Genomic DNA, 23,214 nt, shown 5'->3' on the forward strand with positions numbered 1-23,214 from the left:
TTCGCTGCGCTCACCAGCCGTGCGCTTCTCCGTTCCACTTCGTGAACGTGCCCGTCGTCTCCATCGAGCCCTTGTCGATCACCGACAGGATTCCCGACGCGCTCTCGTCGACCGTGATCTCCGCGTTGGGGCCGCCCATGTCGGTCTTCACGAAGCCGGGATGGATCAGCATCACGCTGATGCCTTCCTTCTTGAGCGCCTCGGACGCCATCTTCATCGCCTTGTTCACGGCGCCTTTGCTCGTGCAGTAGGCGTACATCACGGGGAAGCCCCACACGATCGCGCCCATCTGGCTCGTGATCGTGACGGCGCGCGGGTTGGTGCCGGCCTTCAAGTTGTTACGGAAGGCCTGCAGCATGCGGAACGGCGCCATCGTGTTGACCGCGAACGTGTCCGCCCAGCCGTCGAAGTCCATGTTCTCGAGCGACTGGTTCTGGAACGCGGGACCCGCTTGGCCGGCGTTGTTGAGCAGCACGTCGATGGGGCGGTCGCCGAGCTTCTCCTTCAACGCCGCGACCGACTTGCCATCGGCCACGTGCACGCCGAGCACCGTGACGTTCTTGCCGGCGAGCGCCTGCAGCGCGGAAGCCTTCTGCGGGTCGCGGCAGCACGCGAGCACGTGGTCGCCGCGAGCGGCGATGCGCTTCGTCAGTTCGAGGCCGATGCCGCGGTTCGCGCCGGTGATCAAGAAGGTCTGCATGGTCGTGCTCCTGTGATTCGAAGTGGGAAGAGGCCCACGTTACGACAGCTTCGCGCCGCGCGTGAAACGGGCGGCGCATGTGGCGTGCTGTCCCCTGCCGCCACGAAATCGGGAGAAACCGGCAGCCGGGGTGGGGCGGATTGGGCGCGTGGCCGCGCGCCGCGCCCGCAGCAGCGCTTCTGCCGTGGCACAACGCTTGCGGAACGAGCGCGCCAAACGCCCACTCATTAGGGAGATCTCGATGCTTCGGGTTCGCGCGCTGCAGGTCGCGGTGATGACCGCGGCTGCACTCTGGTTGGCCTGCGGTGGAGACACGGAGAAGCCCAGCGGCACGGCGAGCGGGCCCGAAGTCGCAGCGAAAGAAGCAGAGTCGGCAGACGGCGGCGACGACGAGGCCGAGGAGGTCGCCAAAGCGGACGACGGCGCGACCGAAACGGCGAAGCAGATCTTCGGATCGCGCTGCTTCACCTGTCACGGCGCGGAGGGCGCTGGCGACGGCCCCGGCTCCGCGGCGCTGAACCCCAAGCCCCGCGACTTCCGCGACGCCTCGTGGCAAGACTCCGTCAGCGACGACCACATCGCGAACATCGTGAAGTTCGGCGGCGCCGCCGTCGGGAAGAGCCCGACGATGCCGGGCAACCCCGACCTGATGAGCAAGCCCGAAGTCGTCGCGGCGCTCGTCGCGCACGTGCGCAGCCTGCGCGCGCAGTAACAACTCGTGGAGGGACCCATGCGCACTCGTTCCCATGCTCTCGCTTCGCTCGCCGCCGCGGCGTTCGTGCTCGCGTGTACGCCGCAGTCCGAGCTCGAATCCGCCGGCGGCGGCGGGGGCGCCGACGTCGCGGCGCTGATGAAGGCGCGCAATCTCACGGATGAGCACGTCGCCGCCGCGCTGAAGACCTACACGCCCACTGGCGTGCACGACGAGTACTACACGTTCGCGTCGGGCGGACACGGCGGGCAGGTGCTCGTGATCGGCTTGCCGAGCATGCGCGCATCCTCAAGGTGATCGCGGTGTTTGCGCCGGAGCCGTGGCAAGGCTTCGGCTACGGCGACCAGACCGACGCGCTGCTCGACTCCGGCAACGCCGACGGGAAGAAGCTGCGCTGGGCCGACACGCACCACCCCGCGCTGTCCGAGACCGCGGGTGACTACGACGGCCAGTACTTGTTCATCAACGACAAAGCCAACGCGCGCATGGCCGTGATCAATCTCGAGGACTTCGTCACGACCCAGATCGTGCGCAGCGGGCTGATTCAGTCCGACCACGGCGGCGCGTTCGTCACGCCGAACACCGAATACGTGATCGAGGCGACGCAGTACGCGGCGCCGCTCGGCGGTGGGTACGCGGACGTCACGGAGTACAACGAGAAGTACCGAGGGGCGATCATCCTGTGGAAGTTCGATCGCGAGAAGGGCGCGATCGATCGCGCGAAGTCGTTCGCGATCGAACTCCCGCCATACGGCCAAGACCTCGCGGACGCCGGCAAGCTCGCGAGCGACGGCTTCATCTTCCTCAACTCGTTCAACACCGAGCGCTCGTACGGCGACATCGCCGCGGGCAACCCGCCGATGGAGTCGGGCGCGTCGCAGAACGACACGGACTTCATGCACGTGATCGACTGGCACAAGGCCGAGGCCGCTGTCGCCGCAGGCAAGACGCGCACGATCGCGAACATGCCCGTGATCCCGCTCGCGAGCGCGGTGTCCGAGGGAATCCTCCACCTGATTCCCGAGCCGAAGAGCCCGCACGGCGTCGACGTCTCGCCGGACGGCCAAGACATCGTCGTCGCGGGCAAGCTCGACACTCACGCCCCCGTCTACAGCATCGAGAAGATCAAGGCGCTGATCGGCGCAAAGAAGTACGCCGGCAACGACGACTACGGCGTGCCGATTCTGCCCTTCGAAGAGTCGATCCGCGGCCAGGTCGAGATCGGACTCGGGCCGCTCCACACGCAGTTCGGCCCCGACGGCTTCGCCTACACGTCCGTCTTTCTCGAGTCCGTCGTCGCGAAGTGGAACCTCAAAGACCTGAAGACCGTGAACAAGCTGCCAGTCCACTACAACATCGGGCACTTGACGGCTGCCGAGGGCGACACGGTGAGCCCCGACGGCGGCTACCTGATCGCGATGAACAAATGGGCGATCGATCGCTTCGGCAAAGTCGGCCCGCTGCTGCCGCAGAACTTCCAGCTCGTCGACATCAGCGGCGCGGAGATGAAGCTGCTCTACGACATGCCGCTGCCGATCGGCGAACCGCACTACGCGCAGACGATCAAGGCCGACAAGCTGAAGCCGATCGACGTGTACCCGGTCGGTACCGATCCGATCGCGAAGCGCATCGACCCGAACGCGGTCGAGGCCGGCAAGGAGCGCGTCGAGCGGCGGGACGACGGCGTTCACGTGTGGATGACCGCCGTGCGCAGCCACTTCACGCCGGATGTCGTGCGCGTGAAGGAAGGCGACACCGTGCACCTCCACCTCACGAACACGGAGCAAGCCTACGACGCGACGCACGGCTTCGCGCTCGGCTCGCACAACGTGAACGTGAGCATCGAGCCGGGCGAGCACGCCAACGTGACGTTCAAGGCGGACCGCGCAGGCGTGTTCCCGATGTACTGCACCGAGTTCTGCTCGGCGCTGCACTTGGAGATGGCGGGCTACTTGCTGGTGGAACCGAAGTAACCCGAGATGCTCGCGCGCGCCGTCGTGTTCACGTGCATGGCAGCGCTCGCGAGCGCGGAGACGGCGGCCGCGTCGGAGGCGACTCCGGCGCGGCCGCTCGCTTGCCTCGCGGTGGAGTCCGGCGCGCGGCTTCAGGCTGCACTCGACGCAGCGCAGCCCGGCGATGCGCTCTGTCTCGCGCCCGGCGAATACGCCGGTCCGCTCGTCGTCGCAAAGCGCATCACGCTCTGGGGTCCGCGATCCGCGAGCGTCGTCACGCGCGGGGTGGGCAGCACGATCCGCGTCACCGGCGCGGGCGCCTCATTGCTCGGCTTTCGCGTCGACGGCAGTGGCTCGCGCTTCGAGCGTGCGGACGCGGCGGTGCGAGTCGAGGCCGACGACGTTCGCGTCGAGCGCCTCGCGATCGAGAACGCGCTGTTCGGAATCCTCGCGGAGCGCGCGAATCGCCTGCGCATCGCGCACAACGATGTCGCCGGCATCGCGACGACCGCGCTGGGCCTACGCGGCGACGCGATCCGGCTTTGGGAGGTGCGGCACTCGCGCGTCGAAGGCAATCGCGTGCGCGACGCGCGCGACATCGTCGCCTGGTACGCGCCTGGCAACTCGTTCGTCGCGAACGAGATCGAGCGCGGCCGCTACGGCATGCACTTCATGTACAGCCACGATTGCCGGGTCGAGCGCAATCGCTTCGATCGCAACGTGGTGGGCGTGTTCGTGATGTACAGCCGCGGCGTCGAGATCGTCGGGAACGAGATGCTGCGCGCGGGGGGGCGCCGCGGGCATGGGAATCGGCGCGAAGGAGTCGGGCCTGCTCGTGATCGATGGCAACCGGCTCGTCGGAAACACCATCGGCGTCTACCTCGACCAGAGCCCGCTCGACCCGCGCGAAGAAAATCGCATCGAACGCAACGTCATCGCCGGCCACGACCGCGCGATCGTGATCCACGGCGGCTCTGCGCGGAACCACCTCGTTGCGAACGAGCTGCGCGCCAACGACGTGCAGGTGGCGCTCGAAGGCGGCGGCAACGCGCGCGCCGCAGAGTGGCGTGGGAATTACGACGACTATCGCGGCTACGACCTCGATCGCGACGGCATCGGCGACCTGCCGCACGAGCAGCGCAGCCTCGCGGCGGCGTGGACGCAGCGCGCGCCCGCGCTCGCGCTCTTCCGCGGCACGCCGGCGCTCGCACTTGCAGAGTGGCTCGGCGAGACCGTGCCGCTGTTCCGCCCCGAGACGCTCTTCGTCGACGAGACGCCCCGTGCGCATTGAGGCGCGCGACGTGCGCAAACGCTTCGGCGCCACTGCCGCGCTGCAGGGCGTGTCGTTCGCGGTCGAGCCCGGCGCGCGCGTGGCGCTGATCGGCCCCAACGGGTCGGGCAAGTCGACGCTGAACCGCGCGCTGCTCGGGCTGCTTCGCTGCGAAGGCGAGCTGCGCGTCGACTCGCGCGACCCCGCACGCGAGCGAGCGCACCTCGCACGCGAGATCGCCTACGTGCCGCAGGCCGCGCCGCAGCTCGCGGCGAGCGCGGGCGAGGTGGTCGCTGCGGTGTGCGGGGTGCGCGGCATCGCGGGCTCACGCGTGGATGCGCTTGCGCAGCGGCTTGGGCTCACGCTCGGCGAGATCGCCGCGCGCCCGTTCCGCGGACTCTCGGGCGGGATGAAGCAGAAGCTGCTCGTCGCGCTCGCGCTCGCAGCTTCGCCGCGCTTGCTGGTGCTCGACGAGCCGACCGGCAGCCTCGACGCCGAGAGCCGCGCGCGCGTGCTCGAGGCGATCGCCGAGCAGCCGCGCGAGACCACGCTCGTGCTGTGCTCGCATCGCCTCGAAGAAGTGCGCCAGCTCGCGAGCGAGGTGCTGGTGCTGGAAGAGGGCCGCGTCGCGCGGCGCGGCGCGCTGAGCGACTACCTCGACGACACGCTCGTGAGCGTCCTCGACGTGACCCTCGCCGCGCCGCCGAAGGGCGAGGCCGAGTTGATCGCGCGCGGCTTCAAGCCACTCGGCGAGGGGCGCTACTCGCGGCTCGCGTCGCGGCGCGAGAAGGCGCGCGTCGTGGCCGAGCTCGCACAGCTGTTAGGCGCGCAGCTCGGCGACCTCGAGGTGCGCGACGTCGAGCACGGCACGGCTGCGGAGCCGCGCGATGCGTGAGCGCGCGCTGCGACTGCTGGCGCTCGCGGGGGTGCTCGCCGTGCTCGGCGCCGCCGCGTGGTGGCTCGCGCGCCCGAGCGAGGGGCCGGCGCCCGTCGCCTACGACCGCGTCGCGTGCGCGCACTGCCGCATGCTCGTCTCGGAGCCGCGCTTCGCGGCGCAGCTGCGGCGCGGCACGGGCGAAGTGCTCTTCTACGACGACCCGGGCTGCTTGTTGTTGCACCGCCTGCAGCTTGCCGACCCCGAGTCGCACGCCTGGTTCCACGACTCGCGCAGCGATCGCTGGCTGGACGACGAGGCGGTCGCGTTCCTGCGCGTTGCCGAGTCGCCGATGGGCTACGGCTTCGCGGCAGTTCCGCGGGACACCGAGGGCGCCGAGGATGGCGGAGCAGCGCTCGCGCACATCGAGTCGGGCCGATGAGCGCGGCGCCCGCCGACTTCCTCGCGATGGCGCGGCTCGACGCCGCGGAGCTGCGGCGCTCGCGCTGGCCGCTCTTCAGCCTCGCGCTCTACGCCGCGCTCGCCGCGGGCTTCGTCTACTTCGGCATGCGCGAGTCGAGCGTGGTCGCGTTCACCGGCATGGGCCGCGTGCTGTTCTCGCTCAGCCACGCGCTCGTGTTCTTCCTGCCGCTGCTCGCGCTCGGCGTCACGGGGCAGGCGATCAATCGCGCGCGCGAGGACGGCTCGCTCGAGCTGTGGATGAGCCTGCCCGTGCGCCGCGGCAGCTACCTCGCCGCAGTCACCGGCGTGCGCGCGCTCGCGCTGATCGTGCCGGCGCTCGTCGCCTTCGCCGCGCTCGCCGCGATCGGACGCTTCGCCTTCGCGCAGCCGGTGCCGTGGCAGTTCCTCGCGCGCAGTGCCGCGATCAGCACGTGCTTGCTGCTCGCGTACGCGGCCCTCGGTGTCGCGATCTCCGCGGCGGCGCGCACGCAGGCGCGCGCGCTGGCGGGCTGGCTGCTCGCGTGGCTCGCCTCCGTCGCGCTGCTCGACTTCGGGTTGATCGCGGTGCTGCTCCACACCGCACTCCCGCCGCGCCTCGTGTTCTTCCTCGCCGCGCTGAACCCGGTCGAGTGCGCGCGCCTCGCGCTGCTCTCGGGCGCGCAGCCCGATCTCGCGACGCTCGGGCCCGTCGGCTTCTACCTCGCCTCGGAGCTCGGGCCGAGCTTGTTGTTCGCGCTCGGCCTCGCCTGGCCGCTCGCCTTCGGCGCGCTCGCCTTCGCGTATGCGTGGCGGGCGTTCGGCCGGGATGACTTGATCTAGGAGGTTCGCAATGGACCGCTGGCTGACTTCCTTGAATCGCGCGCTCGCGACGCCGCTCTCGCTGCGAACGCGCCTGCTCGCCCTCGCGCTGCTGGCGCCGCTCGCGCTCGCCGCGTTTGCGCCGCTCTGGACGCTCGAGATGGTGGCGCCGCAGTACCCGAAGGGCCTCACGCTCGACATCTATCCCTACACGGTCGAGGGCGACATCCAGGAAGTGAACACGCTGAACCACTACATCGGCATGGCGCGGATCGACCGCGCGGCGCTCTCCGACCTCGACTGGTTGCCGTTCGCGCTCGGCGTCGCGGCGCTGCTGTTGTTACGGGTCGCGGCGATCGGCGACCTGCGCGCCCTCGTCGATCTCGTCGCGCTCTACACCTACTTCGGCCTGTTCTCGTTCGCGCGCTTTGCCTACACGCTCTACGTGTTCGGCCACAACCTCGCGCCCGACGCGCCGTTCACGGTCGAGCCGTTCACCCCCGTGGTCTTCGGCACGGGCCAAGTGGCGAACTTCACGATCACGAGCTTGCCGTCGACCGGGGCACTCGCTCTGAGCGCGATCGGCATTGCGCTCGTCGGCATGCTGCTCGCCACCGCGGCGTCCGCACTGCGCGGGACGCGCTTGGCGCCCGCGGCGTAGAAGCGCGCGCCGCGCTGGCGCATGATCGCGCCTCTTGCGGGAGGAGCGCGCATGAATCCCTTCGATCTCACGGGCCGCGTCGCCGTCGTCACCGGCGCGGGCAAAGGCATCGGCCGCGGCATCGCGCTGGCGCTCGCGCGCGCGGGCGCCGACGTCGCGCTCGCGGCGCGCAGTGCGAGCGATCTCGAAGAGGTCGCGCGCGAAGCTCGCGCACTCGGCCGCCGCGCCATCGCGGTGCCGACCGACGTGACGGACGGCGACCAGCTCGAGCGGCTTGCAACACGCGCGGTCGCCGAGCTCGGCGGCCTCGACGTTTGGGTGAGCAACGCCGGCGGCCTGCCCGACGCGACGCCGCGCTACCTCACGCGCACGCCGGAAGATCGCTGGGACGCGCAGCTCGATCTCAACCTCAAGTCCGTGTGGGCGAGCGCCGTGATCGCAGCCAAGCACATGGGCGACAAGGGCGGGGCGATCGTGAACATCTCGTCTCGCGCTGCGCAGGGCGGGGCGCTCAAGAACGGCCCCTACGCCGCCTCGAAGGCTGCGGTGAACTCGCTCACCGCGACGCTCGCGCTCGAGCTCGCGCCGAAGATCCGCGTGAACGCCGTCGCGCCCGGCCCGATCCCGACCGAGAACTTCAACGCGTCGACGAAGTTCCCGGAAGGGAAGCCGCTCGAGAAGCTGTTAGGAGTTCCGCTCGCGCGCCTCGGCACGCCCGACGACATCGGCAACGCCGTCGTGTTCATGGCGAGCAGTGCTTCGAGCTGGGTGACGGGGCAGTGCCTTTATGTGACGGGCGGGCTGTAACGCGATCGCGTCGAGCGCGGCGACGAGCCTTCCTCGCGCGCAATCGCGGGCACCGTTTCGGCGACTCGCTCCGCAGAGAACGCGTCGGTGCGCGCACGGCAGCAGGGCCTGTCGGCGCCGGGGTGGGACCTGGTTCGCACGCACAAAGCAGTGCGAATGCGAGGGGGCTCACGAGTCGGGCGTTGCGGCCCCCCTCAATGCGATTTTCGCAGGGCATCGATGTGCGCGTAGCGCTTCGTGGCGGGAGTCACGAGTCGCTTCAGCAGGTGACGCTCGACCTTCGCGAACATTTTCAGCTTCGAGAGAAACGACACTCTCGCCGGCACGATCTCGGATTGATTCTGCGAGGGGTAGTAGACACTGACGTTGACTTGGCCCAGCTCACCGCAGCTCTCGGTGCGGAGCTCTGCGGGTTTCTCGTCGAGATCGCCGAGAAGAGCATGCATGCTCTCAGTCACGAGGACGTGTTCCCGCCGCTCGATCGGAACCTTCAGCAACATGTGAGCGAGAATCACGTCCTCGCCTGAGAGCTTGGTGAACTGCTGCACCTGCGTGAAGACGGCGTTCCCGTGGTGGACGACTGCCTTCATCGAGAGGCGCCCCACCGTCCGGCACGCGTCGCACGTGCAGATCCCGCACTCGCTGACGAGCACGGCCTCTCTTTCGCGAAAGGCCGCGAGACTGCGGTGCACCTGGGCGACGATCTCTTGCGCCATCTCTCGAGTGCTATCCGAGACCGCGTAGAAGAACACGGCGTCGCCTTCCAGCTCCTGCAACACGAGCGGTGGACGAGACTCAGCGATGACTCGCTCGAGCAGCTCGTCGATGATCCGCTCGGCGTGGATCAGGCTCACCTTGTGGAACTTGATGAAGCGCGTGTACCCGCTGATGTCGAGCAGCACCAGGAATACCTTCTGCAGCTGTGTCAACGGCGAGTCCTCGGCGATCGCGAGTGGATCGGCGCTCGGTGCCAGCAAGGTCCGGATGCGTCACGCACCTTATCGCGGTTGATCGGACCTGGGTGCTCGCAAGCAGACCCTCGTGCAAGCAGTCACCTCAGCACGACGCTACCGGCGGCGCGGTCCGCGTTCGGCTGACAGCTCGGTGCCACGTCGTGCTCGTGCACAAAAGGTCACTCGTGCGAGCGTGCGCACCGGACTGCGGGAGTCCCCCACTACGCGTGAGGCCGCGGTAGGCGCGACTTCCATCGCCACCAGAGATCACCGTGAACGAGCGCTATGCCCGCGAGCGGCCCCGCAGCAGCAAGATCCAGCACGCGACGTGACAGACCACGAGCGGCGCACCGGCGAAGACGGGCACGTACCACTGCGCGGCCATGTGCTCGATTGCGCCGATCGACGCCGCGTGCGGAAATGCGACGAGCAAGTCCGCCGTGCCGATGACCGTGCACGCCCACGCGAGCCCGCGCGCTCCGCGCCAGTCGCGCCGCAGCGCGACGAACGCGGCGGCTGCGAGCAGCGCGGTGAGGCTGTCCGCGAGCGCGGTCGGAACCGCGAACTCGAGGGGCATCCCCGGCGAGAGGTTCGGCACGAGCAGCCCGACGCCGAGCACGCGGAACATCTCCGGTGCGATGAAGAGGCTGAGGCGCGCGTTCGGCGAGAGCCCCGCGGAGAGCGGCCATAACAAGAAGTAGGTGAGGAGCGACCACGCGAACAGGAACCAGAGGAACTGGAGGACGAAGAACGCGATCGGGGGCATTGGTGCGGCCTCGTTGCGGTGCGCCGGCCGGGCGCTCGCGGAGTATGTCTACCGAGGTACGTCGGTCCGGCCCTCGACTGTCAGCTGAAGCGCCTGGTTAGGCCACACCCTCGTTCGAGGACCAATGCCGAGAGATCGGCTTCGTGTCAGGCTGCCAGAAGCGTTCCCAGGACACCCAGAGCGCGCGCTCGACGGAGAGCCGAAAGACCGGATCGGTCGTCTTGAAGGCGGGGAAGGGAATCGCTGAATGGACTGCGGCACGCTCGGCCGCGTCGGAGACTTCGAGGGCGCGCCCAGCGACCTGGAACTCCTCGTCCTTCGCTCCGAGGAACGCATGAAGGACGTATCGGCCCGAGGCGCGGAGGTCGGCCGCCTTGGGCGTGTGCGCTCCCGCGCTGATGTAGAGATGGGCATCGCAGAAGATGGGGCAGACAGGTGAGAGGTGAGGCACGCCATGGGCACCGACGGTGGCGACGAAGCCGATGGCAACTCCGTCTGGCCCGACGAGGAGCCTGCGCCCCGCCGCACCGAAGTCGGGAGCGGCCTTGTTGAATTGGGACCAACTCGCCATGCGACCCTCTTGGCGCGGCCTGACGTCGAGGCAACAAGCACGCGGGAGCAAGCGGCGTAGGGCCGCGCTGCGAGGAGAGTACGAAGTGCCACAGTGCGGCCCTAGGCTGCTTGCCGTATCGGGTCCGCTTGACCAAATGGGTAGACCGGTAGGCTCCTCCTCGATTCGCTCGATGATCTCGTGCTCGATGATCACGGCTGTCCAACGGCTCGGCAATAAGCTGCCGGCCGCCGCGAACCTACCACGCGTGCTCCGGAGACCGGCCGCGTGACGACCCCGAACCGGCCGGCCGACGGCCCCGCTCGTTGCACGCCTGACCGACCAGCCTCCGCCGCGTCGGTCCTCGTTCCGGCCGATTCTCTCCCCACAAACACTGCGGCGCAATGACGTTCTCCTGCGTCGCGGCGTCGTCCGCTGGCGTCTCGCACTCGCTCTGCAGCCTTTCCTCGCAGCGTTTGTTCTCGCAGCGTTTCAGACGAAAGGCTGCGAGGGCGCGCGTCGGTGATTAGCTTCGCGGATCGCCCCAAAGCGCCGCGTCGTCCCGCGCGGCGAGGTCGTTGCGATGACCACGAAGCCTGCGGCCGCGGGGCCGCGCTTGCTCGATCGGGTGCGCGAGCGGCTGCGCGTGTTGCAACGGAGTCCGCGCACGGAGCGGAGCTACGTCGATTGGATTCGGCGCTTCATCTTGTTCCACGGCAAGCGGCATCCCGCAGAGCTCGGCGCCGAAGAGATCGCCGCGTTCCTCACTCACCTCGCGGTCGACGCGAAGGTGTCGGCGTCGACCCAGAACCAGGCTCTGAACGCGCTGGTGTTCCTCTATCGCGAGGTGCTTGCTCGAGAGCTGGGTGAGATCCCCGGGGTCGTGCGCGCGCGTACCTCGCAGCACTTGCCGGTCGTGCTCACGCGCGGCGAGGTGCACGCGCTGCTCGCTGGGCTACGTGGCGTCGAGTGGCTGGTCGCTGCGCTTCTCTACGGCGCAGGTTTGCGCCTCCTCGAGGCGCTCACGCTTCGCGCGAAGGACCTGGACTTCGAGCGGCGCGAGCTGCGGTTGCGGCAGACCAAGGGCGGCAAGGAGCGCGTCGCGCCACTACCCCAAACGGTCATCGAACCGCTTCGCGAGCACTTGCGCGCCGTGCGCGCGCTCCATGCGCGCGACCTCGCCGCGGGTTTCGGCGCGGCCGCGTTGCCGAGCGCGCTCGCATCCAAGTACCCGAACGCGGCTCGCGAATGGGTGTGGCAATGGGTGTTCCCCGCGACGCGCCGCTACTTCGACGCCAGCGCGGGCACGGAGCGCCGCCATCACCTCCACGAGACGGTGATTCAGCGCGCGGTGAAGCAGGCCGTCGCGCGCGCTGGCATCGCGAAGCGTGCGAGCTGTCACACGCTGCGCCACAGCTTCGCAACGCACTTGCTCGAATCGGGCACCGACATCCGCACGCTGCAGGAGCTACTCGGCCATACGAGTGTGTCGACCACGATGATCTACACGCACGTGCTGAACCGCGGCGCCGCGGGTGTGAGAAGCCCGCTCGACTTCACTTCGTGAGCGCGAGCTTCGAGTACGCCTCGTGCGTCGCCAGAATCACGTGCTTCTCGCACCCGTTCTCACGGTGCAGGTTGCCGCGCGCGTAGTCAGCTGACTTCATCATGTCGAGAAACGCGTCGGGTCGCGGGTAGTACACGAGCGCGGCGTAGTCCCACTCACCGGCACCGAGCGGGCCGAGTGCGAGCGTCCTCACGTCTCCGGTCCACAGGATCGTGGCGCCCCGCGCCTTGAGCAGCGGCGAGGTGTTCTTGCTGTATCGCAGGTACGCGTCCCAGCCGGTGCCGTCGCCGTCGAGCGAGCGCGCGCGGAACTTCATCAGGTTGAGCATCACCACGGGCTTCGCGGGGTCGAGCCCCGCGACCGCCGCTTCGTGCAGCTCCTCGCGCAGCGCGCTCACTGAATCGCCCCGCTGCCCATCACGCGCGCCACGTCGTCGTCGCTCAGTCCCAGCACCTCGGTCAACACCTGATAACTGTGCTCGCCGATGCACGGTGCGGGGAAGCGCGGGCCGTTGTCGTAGTGGGAGATCTTGTACGAGTGGCCCTCGTACGGGACGAGGCCCATCTCGGGGTGTTCGAGGGGGCGGAAGAACTTGCGGTGCGCGAGCTGCGGGTCGCGCTGGTGGTCGCTCGAGCGCTGCGCCATGCCGGCCGGTACGCCCGCGGCTTGTAACAACTCCATCAGCGCGCGCGGCTCGTGCTGCGCGGTGAACTCGGCGAGGTGCTTGTCGACGAGCTGCGCGTTCGCCTGCCGACCCGCGAGCGTGGCGAGCTCGCCGCGCATCGCCCACGCGGGCTCGCCGAGCGCGCGGCGCAGTGCGCGCCAGTGCGCGTCGGTCTCCACCGCGATCGCGCACCACTCGTCGCGGCCCTTGCACGGGTACGCGTCGTGCGGCGCAGCCGTCGGCGAGTGGTTGCCTGCGCGCCTCGGGCTCTTCCCGGTGAGCTGCACGTTCAGCAGCTCGGGCGCGAGGAAGTGGAGGGCGCTCTCCATCTGCGCCTGATCGATGTACTGCCCCTCGCCCGTGCGGCGGCGGTGGTCGAGCGCGGCCATCAGGATCGTGGCGAGGAAGCGCGGCGCGATCGTGTCGGTGTAGGCGTTGAAGGGGCCGCCCGGCGCGCGGTCGTTCCAGCCCGTCACTTCGAAGAAGCCGCTCACCGCGGCGGCGTGGTAGCCGTAGCCGCCGAGGCGCGCAGCGGGCCCCGTCTGCCCTAACAAGCAGGTCGTCGCCATGATGAGGTTCGGGTTGAGCTTCTTCGCCACGTCGTAGCCGATGCCGAGCTCGTTCATCGTGCCGGCGGTGAACGAGTCGAGCGCGACGTCGCACCAGGCGAGCAGCTTCTTCGCGATCTCGATGCCCTCGGGCGTCTTCAGGTTGAGCGCGAGCGAGAGCTTCGAGGTGTTGAACGAGCCGAAGAACTGGCAGCGGTTGATCCCCGCGATGCCGTCCTTGAACGGGCCGACGAGGCGCAGGCGATCGGCGGGGTTCTCGGTCTCGATGTGCACGACCTGCGCGCCGTGGTCGGCGAGCGCCTTGGCGGTGATCGGGCCGACGCCGATCCACGAGAAGTCGGCGATCTTCACGCCGGCGAGCGGCAGCTTCGGATCCTCCGCGGCGCCGGGGCCGCTCACGGGCACGGCGCGCGCGGCGCTGAGCGCCGGCTTCGGCGCGAGATTCCCGAGCACCTCGGCCGTGTGCTCGCCCGCGCGCGGCGCGGGGCGCGTGAACGCGATCGGCGTGCGCGAGAGCTTCGCGAACGGGCCGGGCGCCTTCAGCTCGCGCGCGCTTGTTAGGGCGAGGGGCCGCCAGTAGTCGCGCGCTGCGAGCTGCTGCATCGCCACCACATCCGCGGCGGTGTTCACCGGCGCGAGGGTGATTTCGCGCGCGACGCCGCCCTCGAACAGCGCCTGCTTCGTCTGAGACAGGGTGAACGCGGTGATCCTTTCGCGCACGTGCGCGACCGAGTGCGCGAGGGCCTGCCCCGTGAGCATGCGCACTTCGTACGAGCTCCAGTCCTCGGCGGCGGCCCATTCCTCGGTGATCGCGCCAGCGCTCAGCATCCACGGAATCAGCTGCTGCAGCGTCGCCTTGGTCGCGATCAGCACGACTTCGCCGTCTGCGCACGGGTAGACGAGCGGCGACGTCATCGTCGCGAGCTGGAGAACCGTTCCGTCGCGCTCGATGTTCTTGCCCTGGATCGGGTGCGCGAGCATCGCGTTGAGCCCGGTCCAGAACACCGAGGCCTGCACGCTCACGTCGACGAACTGCGCCTCGCCCGTCTTGAGCCGCCGGTGATGTGCCGCCATCGCCGCGAGCGCGCCGTCGACCGCGGCGTGGTACCAGGTCTGCGGCACCGTGATGCGCACGGGCCGCCGGTCGGGCTCGCCGTTCAGGATCATCGCGCCGCCCATTGCGGAAAGTGTTAGGTCCGTGGCGAGATGCTTCGCGTACGGGCCGTCCTGCCCGAACGGCGTGATCGCCACGTAGACGAGATCGGGCCGCACGGCGCGCAGCGCGGCGAAGCCGAAGCCGCGCGCGTCCATCTCGCCGGGCGCGGCGTTCTCGAACACGAAATCCGCAGTTGCCGCGAGCCGCAAGAAGTCGGCGCGGCCCTGAGAAGTCTCGAGGTCGAGCGCCACGCTGCGCTTGCCGCGGTTGAACGCGAGGAAGCGCAGGCTCGCGAGCTCCGCGGGCTCGCCGGCCGCGAGCGGCTCCGCGCGCCGCGATTCGGAGCCGCCGGGCGGCTCCACCTTGATGACGTCGGCGCCGAGACCCACGAGCACCTGCGGGCCGAGCTCGGCGCGCGTGTCGGTGAGGTCGAGGACGCGGTACGGAGAGAGGGCTGCGGGTGCGCTCATGCGCGCATCTTCTCATCGCCCCGCGCGCTCGGGCAACTCGCCCCGCGGCTGCGGCGCATTGCTGCGACGCCGCGGTCGAGATCGCTGACGCGCACTCGCGGGAGGCACGCGGCTTGCGATGCCTTCGCTGGGGGATCTCCGATGCGATGGACGAAGGCCGTCTCGTTGATCGTGCTGATCGCCTGTGGGCGCGCACTCGCGCAGTCGGTGCCGTTTCCCACGCCCGCCGGCGACGGCTCGCTCTCGGGGAGCGCCGTCGTGCGCGTGAAGGGCTGCGGGCGCGCCACGATTCCATTCGGCGCGAGCTTCGCTCTGGAGAGCGACGGCACCTGGAGCCTCGACGCTCCCGTCGCCATCGGCGGCGCGTCGCGCAGCCGCCTCACCTGGGGAGCGTTCTACACGCGCCTCCGCGTGAAGACGCTGCTCGCGCCGTCGTCGGCGAGTCTCGCGGCGCTCGGCCTCGACGCGGAGGCGCGCGCCTCGGCGCTGTGCAGAGAGCCGGTAGTGCTCGCGCCCCTCGCGCTGCGCAAGGGCACGCTCAAGCTGAACAAGCGCTGGACGCTCGCGCGGCTGCGTCTCTCGTTGCGCGCCTCCGCCAGCGCTGCGTCCGCAACGCGCGGCGTGCGCGTTCGCTGGGACGCCACGGGTCCTTGGATCCCGGAAGAGGACTGAGCTGCGCGCGCTACGCGGCCTTGCGTCGCCACCACAGCACGCCACCCACTGCCAACGCGAGCGCACCGGCGACGAGATTCGCGCGCGTGGCGGCGCTCGCGAGCACGAGGCACACCGCGACCGCGGCGAGCGGGATCGCGGGGCCGAACGGGAGCCGCAGCGTGCGCGGAGTCGACGGCATGCGGCGTCGCAACACGATCACGGCCGCGGCGGTGCTCACGTAAGTGACGAGCCGCGCGATCACCGAGAGCGCGGCGAGCTCCGCGAACGAGCCCGTGAGCGCGAGCGGCAGCGAAACGACGCACTGCACCACGATCGCGAGATGCGGCGTGCGGAAGCGCGGGTGGATGCGCGCGAGCCAGCTCGGGAGCGCGCCGCTGTGCGCGATCGCGTAGAGGTACCGCGGGCCCGCGAGGATCGTGCCGGCGTTCGTACCCGCGATCGAGACGAGCGCGCCGAGCCCGAGCAGCGCGGCGCCCGCGGGCCCGACCAGCGCGCCCATCGCGTCCGCGAGCGGGCTCGCGGACTTCTCAGGCTCCGCGAGCACGCCCACCACGACGAGTTGCACGAGCGCGTAGAGCGCGGTCACGACACCGATCTGCACGAGCAGCGCGAACGGCACGTCGCGGCGCGGGTCTCGGTGTTCCCCGGCGGCGGCCGCGGTGTTTTCGAAGCCGGCGTACGCGAATAACAACAGCAGCGCTGCCTCGCGCAGGCCCGCGAGCGAAGGCGCGCTCGCCTCTTCGAAGCGCGACCACTCGATCGCGAACACGCCGCACGCGATCAGCGCCACGAGGGGCAGCAGCTTCGCGAGCGCGAGCACCCACGCAGCGCGCGCCCCGGCCTTCACGCCAATCACGTTGAGCGCACCGAGCCCCGCGATGAGCACGACGATCACCGCGCTGCGCAGCGGCTCGCTCTGCGCCGCGGGCCAGAGCGCGCCCAGCGCCTGCGCGAAGCCGGCGCTCAGCGAGCCCACCGAGGCGACGCGCGCGAGCCACGTCATCCACCCCACCTGCCAGCCCGCGAGCTCCCCGAACGCTTCGCGGGCGTAGACCGCGCCCGAGCCGGGCGCGTCGAACAAGCTCGCGGCCTCGGCGAAGCACAGCACGATCAGCAGCACCGCGAAGCCCGCGAGCAGCACCGCGAGCGGGCTCGCGCCGCCTAACAATGCGGCGGCGGTTGCGGGCAAGAGGTACACGCCGCTGCCGATCACGTCGTTGATCGCGAGCGCGACCACCTCCCAGCGCGAGACGACGCGGCGGAGCTGGGGCGGTGCGCTCACCCGCGGGCGCCGTCCACGAGCACGAACCAAGCGAGCGCATACCCCGAGTAGCGACTCCCGAGCTCGGGGGCGCGATCCACGGCGGTGGGGGCGGACGCTGACATCTGTTAGGGAGCTTCCGCTGGCGCGCCGCGCGCCGTCAAGCTCCGAATGCGACGACGGGATCCTGGCGCGGACCTTGCGAGTGCGCGGCGTGGAAACGCGGCCGCGAACCGGCGAGGCGTTACGGAGCACGGGAGGGGCGAGGCAGTGGCGCGTTTGGACATCACGATGCTGCTCGCTGCCGCAGCGATGCTGGTGAGCGCGTGTGGCGTGAGCCTGCGGGTCACGCGGCCGAAGGCGGTGGAGGAGCAGGCGCGACGCAGCGCGGCAATCGTGGCTCGCGAGACCACACGCAGCGCGGTCCACGCGGCGCTCGGTGCACCTTGGCTCGCGAGCCGGGAGTGGAACATCGAGGCGTTTCGTGCGGACGCCGAGCAGCGCGAGATCGGCTTCATCGTGCTCTTCACGCCACCGATTCCGATCGCTGCGCCGCGCGAGCACGTGACCGGCTTCGTGCTCGTGTCGTACGCACCCGACGATGTCGTCGCGGAAGTTCGCGCTGGCAGCGCACCGTCGGGCGACCCGCGCGGAGTGCTGCTGCGCGTGGGAGCGGTGTCACTCGGCATCGAGGGCGTGGAGCCACGTGGTGCTCAGCTGTTCGCGGAGGCATCCGCGTGGCCGCAGTGGCTCGCGGCGAGGCGCGCCTCGCATGCGTGCACGCTGTTGCTCGCGTGTGAGCCGAGCGCGCGCGATCGTTGGCTCGACGAGAGCTGCCCGGATCGCGCGAGTGTCGACGGCGCCGAAGCGCTCGACTTGCGCGGCTATCTCGTCGCGTGCGACGGCGGCAACTGTCCCGAGGGCGCGCGCGAAGGCGGCAGCTTCGCGCGCATCCCGCTCGCGGTGCCGGTCTCTCTCGCGCCCGGCAGCCACGTGCTCGCGCTCGCGAGCTCGACCTATCTGGGCCGCAGCGAGCAGGCGTTCAGCTGCGCCGCGGGCAACGTGCGCTTCGCGCTCGTGCGCGGCGACGTGAAGCGCCATTGGTGGGGGCCGAGCAAGAGCACGCTCGAGGCGCGCGCGGAGATCAGCGACGCGCCCGACTCGCTCGGAGCGCGCCGCATCTTGCTCTACCGCGGCGCGCGCTGGCTCATGGAGCCCGAGCCGGCGCCGTAATCACTCACGGCTTCAGCACGACCTTCAGCACGTCCTCCGCGTGCGCGTCGAACACCTGATAACCGCGCACGCCGTCCGCAAGCGGCAGCCGATGCGTGATGATCTCGGTGGGATCGAGGCGACCCTGCTCGATCAACGGCAGCAGCTTCGTGATCTGGTTCTGCGGATTCACGAGGCCGGAGCGCAGCGTCAGGTTCTTGCCCATCAGGCCGCGCAGGAATGGAACCGGCACGGCCTCCGCGTCCGCGACGACGCCGATCACCGCGACGCGTCCGCCCGCGCGCACGATCTCGATCGCGCTCAGCACGAGCTCGCTGCGGCCCACGGCTTCGATCGCGGCGTCGGCGCCGCGCCCGCTCGTGAGCGCGTTCACCACTTCGCGCAGGTCCTGGCGCTTCGGATTCAGCGGGATGCAGCCGCGCGCCTTCGCCTTCGCGAGGCGGCCCTCGTCGAGGTCGACCGCGACCACCGCAGCGGCGCCACGGATCAGGGCGGAACGCTGGGCGAAGGTTCCGACGGGACCGCAGCCGAACACGACGACCACTTCGCCCGGCCCGACTTCCGCGAGCTCCGCGCCCATGTAGCCCGTGGGCAGGATGTCGGTGAGGAAGAGGGCGTGCTCGTCGTCGACGGCGTCGGGCAGCTTGAAGAGGTTGGTGTTCACGAACGGCACGCGCGCCGCTTCAGCTTGGCCGCCGTTCAGCGAGGGGTGCCCGAAGCCGAACACGTTCGAGGCGGGCGCGCCGGCCGCGAGCGTCTGGCAGCCCGAGTACTCGCGGCGGCGGCAGAGCGCGCACTCGCCGCAGCCCGCGGTGCACGAGACCGCGACGCGATCGCCGCGCTTCACGCGCGTCACGCCCGAGCCCACGTCTTCCACCACGCCCACGAACTCGTGCCCCACCGCGAAGCCCGTCAGCGCGGACGGCATGCCGTGCCAGAGGTGCAGGTCCGAGCCGCAGATCGCGGTGCGCGTGATGCGCACGAGCGCGTCCTGCTCGTGCACGAGCTTCGGGTCCGCGACCTGTTCGACGCGGAAGTCCTTGGGGCCGTGGTAGACGATGGCGCGCATGGGGTCTCCTTCAGGAGTCACGATAGACCGGCCGAAATGCTCCGGATAATCCAATTCGCCACATTCGATTATCTGGATAATCTCAATCAGATGTTCAAGCGATCCTTGCCACTCCCAGCCCCAGGAACGGAGACGTTCTTTCTGTGGGGCCCCCGCCAAACAGGAAAATCAACGCTGCTCGCGGAGGCATACCCCGACGCGATTCGAGTCGACTTGCTGCGGGCAGACGACTTTCGCCGCTACCTCGAGCGGCCCGAGTTGCTTCGCGCGGAGCTCGCGGCGCTCGCGGGCACGAAGAGGCCGCAGGTCGTCATCGACGAAGTGCAGAAGGTGCCCGCTCTACTCGACGAAGCGCATTGGCTGCACGAGAACGCGGGAGTGCGATTCGCGCTGTGCGGATCGAGTGCGCGCCGCGTGAAGCGCGGCCAGGCCAATCTGCTCGGCGGGCGCGCCGTGCGCTACGAGCTGCACGGCCTCACCGCGGGTGAAATCGGGCGGGAGTTCGACCTCACGCGCGCGCTCAACCACGGCTACTTGCCGCGGATCTATCTCGCCGAACGTCCCCAGCGCCTGCTCGCGGCCTACGTCGGCGACTACCTGAAGGAGGAGATCGCGGGCGAAGGTCTCGTGCGCAATCTGCCTGTCTTCTCGGAGTTCCTCTCGATCGCGGCGCTGTCGGACACCGAGCTGGTGAACTTCACCAACATCGCACGAGAGTGCGGAGTCTCGAGCACGGCGGTGAAGGGGTACTTCAGCATCCTCGAGGACACGTTGTTATGGCGCTGGCTGCCGGCGTACCGAAAGCGCCCGAAGCGTCGGGTGATCGGCGCGCCGAAGTTGTACTTCGCGGACGTGGGCGTGGTGAACCAACTTGCGCGACGTGGGCGGCTCGAGCCCGGCGCGCAGCTCTACGGCAAGGCCTTCGAGAACTGGGTCTTTCACGAGCTGTGCGCGCACAACGCATACAGCGAGGCCTTCGCGCAGCTCTCTTACTGGCGCCTCGCGAGCGGCATCGAGGTCGATTTCATCGTGAACGACATGGCGCTCGCGATCGAAGCGAAGGCCACGCGCAAGGCCACGAGCGACCACCTGCGTGGCCTGCGCGAGCTCGCGAAGGATCAGCCGCGGGTCAAGCAGCGCGCGCTCGTCTGCCTCGAAGCGAAGGCGTACGAGACCGATGACGGGATCTGGGTTCTTCCGGCGAAAGAGTTCGTCGCGCGGCTCGCTGCGGGGGATCTGTTCTAGCCGCGCCCCGCTGGCGTCCTCCCCGCTCAGAGTGCCACGATGCGCGCTTCCGCAAATCCAACACTCGAAGGAACTCCCATGACACGCGAAGCCTGGATCATCGACGCGGTTCGCTCACCGCGCGGCGCTGGTAAGCCCGGCAAGGGCGCACTCTCGCACCTCCATCCGCAGCTCGTGCTCGCGCAGGTGCTGGAGGGGCTGCAGAAGAAGGCGGGCTTCGATCCGCGCGATCTCGACGACGTGGTTTGCGGCAACGGCTCGCACGCGGGCGATCACGCCCACGACATCGGGCGCATGGCGGTGCTCGATGCGGGTTGGCCGATCTCGGTGCCCGGCGTGACGCTGAACCGCTTCTGCGGCTCGGGTCAGCAGGCGGTGACGTTCGCGGCGATGGGCATCGCGGCGTGCCATCAGGACCTCGTGATCGGCTGCGGCGTCGAGCACATGAGCCGCGGCGCGCGCAACGGCACCGACGGCTTCCACGCCAATAACAAGCACCTACTCGAACGGCACCCGCAGGTGCCCCAGGGCCTCAGCGCGGACCTGATCGCGACGGTCGACGGCTGGACGCGCGAGCAGTGCGACGCGCTCGGCCTCGAGAGCCAGAAGCGCGCCGCGGCGGCGCTCGCGGCGAAGCGCTTCGATCAGAGCCTCGTCACGATCAAGAACGAGGACGGCTCGGTCGCGCTCGATCACGAGGAGTACCCGCGGCCGAGCACGACGATGGAAGGGCTCGCTAAGCTCGAGCCGAGCTTCCCGAAGATGACCGGCTTCAAGTTCGAGCAGTCCGAGAAAGACATGCTCGCGCTGATCAAGCAGGTGTATCCGCAGGTCGCGCAGCTGAACCACGTGCACCACGCGGGCAACAGCTCCGGCGTCGTCGACGGCGCGGGCGCGGTGGTGCTCGCTTCGCCCGACTACGCGAAGGCGCACGGCCTGAAGCCGCGCGCGCGCATCAAGATGACGGCTGTCGCCGCGGACGAGCCGCTGATCATGCTGACCGCGCCGGGCCCGGCGGCGAACAAGTGCCTCAAGCGCGCGGGCATGACGATGAAGGACATCGACCTGCTCGAGGTGAACGAGGCATTCGCGTCGGTGGTGCTGCGCTTCTTCCGCGACACCGGCGCCGATCCGGCCAAGGTGAACGTGAACGGCGGCGCGATCGCGCTCGGTCACCCGATCGGCGCGACCGGCGCGATGCTGATCGGCACGCTCGTGGACGAGCTCGAGCGCCAGAACAAGACGACCGGCCTCGTGGCGATGTGCACGGGCGGCGGAATGGGCACGGCGACGATCGTCGAGCGCGTCTGACGACCGCTCTTGTTAGGGGCGGGCGAGCGGCGCGAGCCGCTCGCCCGCTTCGCGTTTCAGCGCACCGCGCCGAGGTAATCCATCTTGCCCACGTCGACGCCGCCCTGGCGCAGCAGCGCGTAGGCCATCGTCACGTGGAAGTAGAAGTTCGGCAGCGAGAAGCCCGTGAGGAAGCGCTCGCCGCTCATCTTCAGCGGCCCGCGCGGCGTCGGCAGCACGATCTCGCGCGACTCGGCGCCCTCGAGCTGGGCGGGGGTGATCGTCGCAGCGAACTCGAGCGCCTTGCGGATGCGCGCGCGCAGCTCTTCGATCGTCTTCTCGTCGTCCGACCACTTCGGCGGCTCCTGGCCGGCGAGCCGCGCGAGGCAGCCCTTCACGTGGTCGGTCGCGATCTGGATTTGGCGCTCGAACGGCAGCATGTCGGGCGAGAGCCGCATGCCGACGAACTTGTTCGCGTCGAACTTCTTGGCGGCGGCGTGCGCCTCGGCCTTGTCGAGCCAGCCCACTAGGTTTGTCAGCATCTGCGTGAAGACGGGCGCGCTGGCGGCGTGCATCGAGAACGGCATCGGGGCCTCCTGTGGTGGAAGAGCACGGTAACGCGGGCTCACACGCAGTCGCGCGCAAGCGCCTCGCCAGCTTTCGCGCGCCGCCACGGGTAGGCGAGCTGGCGCCAGATGCCTGCGGGCACCGGCTCGTCGCCTGCGCCGAACTCGGTGGGCACGCGCCCAGCCGGCATGTGGAGCGTGCCGAATAACAAGTCCCACACCGGCAACAGGCCCGCGAAGTTCTTGTCGCGGCCCTCGCTCTCGCTCGTGTGGTGCCAGCGATGGAAGCGCGGCGTCGCGATCAGCCAGCGCAGTGGCCCGAAGTCGAAGCGCACGTTGGCGTGCACGAAGATCGCGTAGAAGGTGAGCAGGGGCGCGACCGCCGCGAACACGCGCGGGTCGAAGCCGAGCCATAGGAGCGGCAGCGCCTGGGCCACGTTCATCGCGGCTTGATTCAGCGGATGAAGGCGGACGGAGGAGAGCCAGTCGAGCCGCGGTGGTGAGTGGTGGATCGCGTGGAGGCCCCACAGCGGACCTGCGTGGAAGGCGCGGTGCATCCAGTACGAGATGAAGTCCGCGACGGCGAGGCCGAGCGCGAGCTGCAGCGCGAACGGCAGCGCGCGCAGCGCGTCGCGGCCGATCGTCCAGCCGAGCTCCGGCGCGCGGCCCGCGGCGAGGTCGGCGCGCAGCGCGGCGATGGAGCCGCCGCTCGCGAGCACGGCCGCGACGACCGCGAGGCCGACCACGATGCGCGTGAAGCTGCGCGACACGAGCGGCGTGAAGAGCCAGTACGCGAGATCGGTGCGGAAGTCGCGGCGGCGAAAGAAGAGCGGCGCCGGAGCACTCGCGAAGCGCGATTCGAGCAGCGCGAACAGTGCGCCGAGCAGCACGAACGCGATCGCGAGGCCGATCAGCGTGGGTCCTTCTCGCACGCGGCTCTCCTC

General features: G+C 69.7%; 22 protein-coding genes and 2 pseudogenes. 14 read left to right on the plus strand and 10 right to left on the minus strand.

Annotation, left to right across the window (positions count from 1 at the left end):
- Nucleotides 1-10: 10 nt before the first annotated feature.
- Complete coding sequence (locus FJ091_09085) at nucleotides 11-700, minus strand: SDR family oxidoreductase (protein MBM4383510.1); 690 nt, start codon at nucleotides 698-700, stop codon at nucleotides 11-13.
- Between the two features lie 241 nt (nucleotides 701-941).
- Here FJ091_09085 and FJ091_09090 point away from each other — a divergent pair, with 241 nt between their 5' ends.
- From FJ091_09090 to FJ091_09130, 9 genes and pseudogenes are all read left to right on the plus strand, one after another.
- Entirely contained in the window at nucleotides 942-1,412 is a 471-nt protein-coding gene (locus FJ091_09090; GenBank protein MBM4383511.1) for a cytochrome c, read from the plus strand.
- Between the two features lie 18 nt (nucleotides 1,413-1,430).
- Nucleotides 1,431-3,385: pseudogene (nosZ, locus tag FJ091_09095) on the plus strand (Sec-dependent nitrous-oxide reductase).
- Between the two features lie 6 nt (nucleotides 3,386-3,391).
- Nucleotides 3,392-4,144, plus strand: a pseudogene (locus FJ091_09100) (right-handed parallel beta-helix repeat-containing protein).
- A 22-nt stretch (nucleotides 4,145-4,166) separates the two neighbouring features.
- Entirely contained in the window at nucleotides 4,167-4,655 is a 489-nt protein-coding gene (locus FJ091_09105; protein ID MBM4383512.1) for a hypothetical protein, read from the plus strand.
- Nucleotides 4,645-5,529: an ABC transporter ATP-binding protein gene (locus FJ091_09110; GenBank protein ID MBM4383513.1), complete on the plus strand. Its 885-nt coding sequence runs from the start codon at nucleotides 4,645-4,647 to the stop codon at nucleotides 5,527-5,529. Before FJ091_09105 ends, FJ091_09110 begins: the two co-directional genes overlap by 11 nt.
- The gene (locus tag FJ091_09115) at nucleotides 5,522-5,950 is read left to right on the plus strand and encodes a hypothetical protein (GenBank protein ID MBM4383514.1); all 429 of its coding nucleotides are present in this window, start codon (nucleotides 5,522-5,524) and stop codon (nucleotides 5,948-5,950) included. The genes FJ091_09110 and FJ091_09115 overlap by 8 nt, the downstream gene beginning before the upstream one ends.
- The gene (locus tag FJ091_09120; GenBank protein ID MBM4383515.1) at nucleotides 5,947-6,789 is read left to right on the plus strand and encodes an ABC transporter permease subunit; all 843 of its coding nucleotides are present in this window, start codon (nucleotides 5,947-5,949) and stop codon (nucleotides 6,787-6,789) included. The genes FJ091_09115 and FJ091_09120 overlap by 4 nt, the downstream gene beginning before the upstream one ends.
- Nucleotides 6,790-6,799: 10 nt before the next feature.
- Entirely contained in the window at nucleotides 6,800-7,429 is a 630-nt protein-coding gene (locus FJ091_09125; protein ID MBM4383516.1) for a hypothetical protein, read from the plus strand.
- A 51-nt stretch (nucleotides 7,430-7,480) separates the two neighbouring features.
- Nucleotides 7,481-8,236 carry a glucose 1-dehydrogenase gene (locus FJ091_09130; protein MBM4383517.1) on the plus strand — a complete coding sequence of 252 codons (756 nt, stop codon included), beginning with the start codon at nucleotides 7,481-7,483 and terminating at the stop codon, nucleotides 8,234-8,236.
- A 194-nt stretch (nucleotides 8,237-8,430) separates the two neighbouring features.
- Here the strand turns inward: FJ091_09130 and FJ091_09135 are convergent, their stop codons facing one another.
- The 3 genes from FJ091_09135 to FJ091_09145 all read right to left on the minus strand — a co-directional run bounded on the left by FJ091_09135 (nucleotide 8,431) and on the right by FJ091_09145 (nucleotide 10,526).
- Nucleotides 8,431-9,213, minus strand: coding sequence for a DUF2652 domain-containing protein (locus FJ091_09135; GenBank protein MBM4383518.1), 783 nt, complete (start codon nucleotides 9,211-9,213; stop codon nucleotides 8,431-8,433).
- A gap of 259 nt (nucleotides 9,214-9,472) precedes the next feature.
- Complete coding sequence (locus tag FJ091_09140) at nucleotides 9,473-9,955, minus strand: hypothetical protein (GenBank protein MBM4383519.1); 483 nt, start codon at nucleotides 9,953-9,955, stop codon at nucleotides 9,473-9,475.
- A gap of 97 nt (nucleotides 9,956-10,052) precedes the next feature.
- Nucleotides 10,053-10,526 (minus strand): pyridoxamine 5'-phosphate oxidase family protein, encoded by a 474-nt coding sequence (locus tag FJ091_09145; GenBank protein ID MBM4383520.1) that lies wholly within the window; start codon nucleotides 10,524-10,526, stop codon nucleotides 10,053-10,055.
- 562 nt (nucleotides 10,527-11,088) lie between these two features.
- Here FJ091_09145 and FJ091_09150 point away from each other — a divergent pair.
- Nucleotides 11,089-12,072, plus strand: coding sequence for an integron integrase (locus tag FJ091_09150; GenBank protein MBM4383521.1), 984 nt, complete (start codon nucleotides 11,089-11,091; stop codon nucleotides 12,070-12,072).
- Here the strand turns inward: FJ091_09150 and FJ091_09155 are convergent.
- Together FJ091_09155 and FJ091_09160 are read right to left on the minus strand one after the other, a co-directional pair.
- Nucleotides 12,062-12,460 (minus strand): DUF1330 domain-containing protein, encoded by a 399-nt coding sequence (locus FJ091_09155; GenBank protein MBM4383522.1) that lies wholly within the window; start codon nucleotides 12,458-12,460, stop codon nucleotides 12,062-12,064. The two genes, FJ091_09150 and FJ091_09155, sit on opposite strands and share 11 nt — an antisense overlap.
- 5 nt (nucleotides 12,461-12,465) lie before the next feature.
- Nucleotides 12,466-14,931, minus strand: a complete 2,466-nt coding sequence (locus FJ091_09160; GenBank protein ID MBM4383523.1) for a CoA transferase — start codon at nucleotides 14,929-14,931, stop codon at nucleotides 12,466-12,468.
- A gap of 141 nt (nucleotides 14,932-15,072) precedes the next feature.
- Here FJ091_09160 and FJ091_09165 point away from each other — a divergent pair, with 141 nt between their 5' ends.
- Nucleotides 15,073-15,603 carry a hypothetical protein gene (locus FJ091_09165; GenBank protein MBM4383524.1) on the plus strand — a complete coding sequence of 177 codons (531 nt, stop codon included), beginning with the start codon at nucleotides 15,073-15,075 and terminating at the stop codon, nucleotides 15,601-15,603.
- Between the two features lie 10 nt (nucleotides 15,604-15,613).
- On the opposite strand, the gene FJ091_09170 is transcribed toward FJ091_09165, so the two are convergent.
- Nucleotides 15,614-16,888, minus strand: a complete 1,275-nt coding sequence (locus FJ091_09170; GenBank protein ID MBM4383525.1) for an amino acid permease — start codon at nucleotides 16,886-16,888, stop codon at nucleotides 15,614-15,616.
- Between the two features lie 249 nt (nucleotides 16,889-17,137).
- Here FJ091_09170 and FJ091_09175 point away from each other — a divergent pair, with 249 nt between their 5' ends.
- Complete coding sequence (locus FJ091_09175) at nucleotides 17,138-18,100, plus strand: hypothetical protein (GenBank protein ID MBM4383526.1); 963 nt, start codon at nucleotides 17,138-17,140, stop codon at nucleotides 18,098-18,100.
- A 4-nt stretch (nucleotides 18,101-18,104) separates the two neighbouring features.
- On the opposite strand, the gene FJ091_09180 is transcribed toward FJ091_09175, so the two are convergent.
- Nucleotides 18,105-19,169 (minus strand): alcohol dehydrogenase catalytic domain-containing protein, encoded by a 1,065-nt coding sequence (locus tag FJ091_09180; GenBank protein MBM4383527.1) that lies wholly within the window; start codon nucleotides 19,167-19,169, stop codon nucleotides 18,105-18,107.
- Nucleotides 19,170-19,259: 90 nt separating this feature from the next.
- Between FJ091_09180 and FJ091_09185 the strand changes: the two genes are divergently transcribed.
- Complete coding sequence (locus FJ091_09185) at nucleotides 19,260-20,414, plus strand: ATP-binding protein (protein ID MBM4383528.1); 1,155 nt, start codon at nucleotides 19,260-19,262, stop codon at nucleotides 20,412-20,414.
- A gap of 78 nt (nucleotides 20,415-20,492) precedes the next feature.
- Complete coding sequence (locus FJ091_09190) at nucleotides 20,493-21,725, plus strand: acetyl-CoA C-acyltransferase (protein MBM4383529.1); 1,233 nt, start codon at nucleotides 20,493-20,495, stop codon at nucleotides 21,723-21,725.
- A 56-nt stretch (nucleotides 21,726-21,781) separates the two neighbouring features.
- On the opposite strand, the gene FJ091_09195 is transcribed toward FJ091_09190, so the two are convergent.
- Nucleotides 21,782-22,291 carry a DUF1993 domain-containing protein gene (locus FJ091_09195; GenBank protein ID MBM4383530.1) on the minus strand — a complete coding sequence of 170 codons (510 nt, stop codon included), beginning with the start codon at nucleotides 22,289-22,291 and terminating at the stop codon, nucleotides 21,782-21,784.
- Between the two features lie 38 nt (nucleotides 22,292-22,329).
- Nucleotides 22,330-23,202 carry a sterol desaturase family protein gene (locus FJ091_09200; GenBank protein ID MBM4383531.1) on the minus strand — a complete coding sequence of 291 codons (873 nt, stop codon included), beginning with the start codon at nucleotides 23,200-23,202 and terminating at the stop codon, nucleotides 22,330-22,332.
- Nucleotides 23,203-23,214: the final 12 nt, after the last annotated feature.

This window comes from Deltaproteobacteria bacterium, assembly GCA_016875395.1.
In the GTDB taxonomy this organism is placed as follows: domain Bacteria; phylum Myxococcota_A; class UBA9160; order UBA9160; family UBA6930; genus VGRF01.

Bases quoted from the DNA above. Each gene is read 5' to 3' on its own strand.
- FJ091_09085 (MBM4383510.1), bottom strand. From the start codon at position 700: ATGCAGACCTTCTTGATCACCGGCGCGAACCGCGGCATCGGCCTCGAA.
- FJ091_09090 (MBM4383511.1), top strand. From the start codon at position 942: ATGCTTCGGGTTCGCGCGCTGCAGGTCGCGGTGATGACCGCGGCTGCA.
- FJ091_09105 (MBM4383512.1), top strand. From the start codon at position 4,167: ATGGGAATCGGCGCGAAGGAGTCGGGCCTGCTCGTGATCGATGGCAAC.
- FJ091_09115 (MBM4383514.1), top strand. From the start codon at position 5,522: ATGCGTGAGCGCGCGCTGCGACTGCTGGCGCTCGCGGGGGTGCTCGCC.
- FJ091_09120 (MBM4383515.1), top strand. From the start codon at position 5,947: ATGAGCGCGGCGCCCGCCGACTTCCTCGCGATGGCGCGGCTCGACGCC.
- FJ091_09125 (MBM4383516.1), top strand. From the start codon at position 6,800: ATGGACCGCTGGCTGACTTCCTTGAATCGCGCGCTCGCGACGCCGCTC.
- FJ091_09130 (MBM4383517.1), top strand. From the start codon at position 7,481: ATGAATCCCTTCGATCTCACGGGCCGCGTCGCCGTCGTCACCGGCGCG.
- FJ091_09140 (MBM4383519.1), bottom strand. From the start codon at position 9,955: ATGCCCCCGATCGCGTTCTTCGTCCTCCAGTTCCTCTGGTTCCTGTTC.
- FJ091_09145 (MBM4383520.1), bottom strand. From the start codon at position 10,526: ATGGCGAGTTGGTCCCAATTCAACAAGGCCGCTCCCGACTTCGGTGCG.
- FJ091_09150 (MBM4383521.1), top strand. From the start codon at position 11,089: ATGACCACGAAGCCTGCGGCCGCGGGGCCGCGCTTGCTCGATCGGGTG.
- FJ091_09160 (MBM4383523.1), bottom strand. From the start codon at position 14,931: ATGAGCGCACCCGCAGCCCTCTCTCCGTACCGCGTCCTCGACCTCACC.
- FJ091_09165 (MBM4383524.1), top strand. From the start codon at position 15,073: ATGCGATGGACGAAGGCCGTCTCGTTGATCGTGCTGATCGCCTGTGGG.
- FJ091_09180 (MBM4383527.1), bottom strand. From the start codon at position 19,169: ATGCGCGCCATCGTCTACCACGGCCCCAAGGACTTCCGCGTCGAACAG.
- FJ091_09185 (MBM4383528.1), top strand. From the start codon at position 19,260: ATGTTCAAGCGATCCTTGCCACTCCCAGCCCCAGGAACGGAGACGTTC.
- FJ091_09190 (MBM4383529.1), top strand. From the start codon at position 20,493: ATGACACGCGAAGCCTGGATCATCGACGCGGTTCGCTCACCGCGCGGC.
- FJ091_09195 (MBM4383530.1), bottom strand. From the start codon at position 22,291: ATGCCGTTCTCGATGCACGCCGCCAGCGCGCCCGTCTTCACGCAGATG.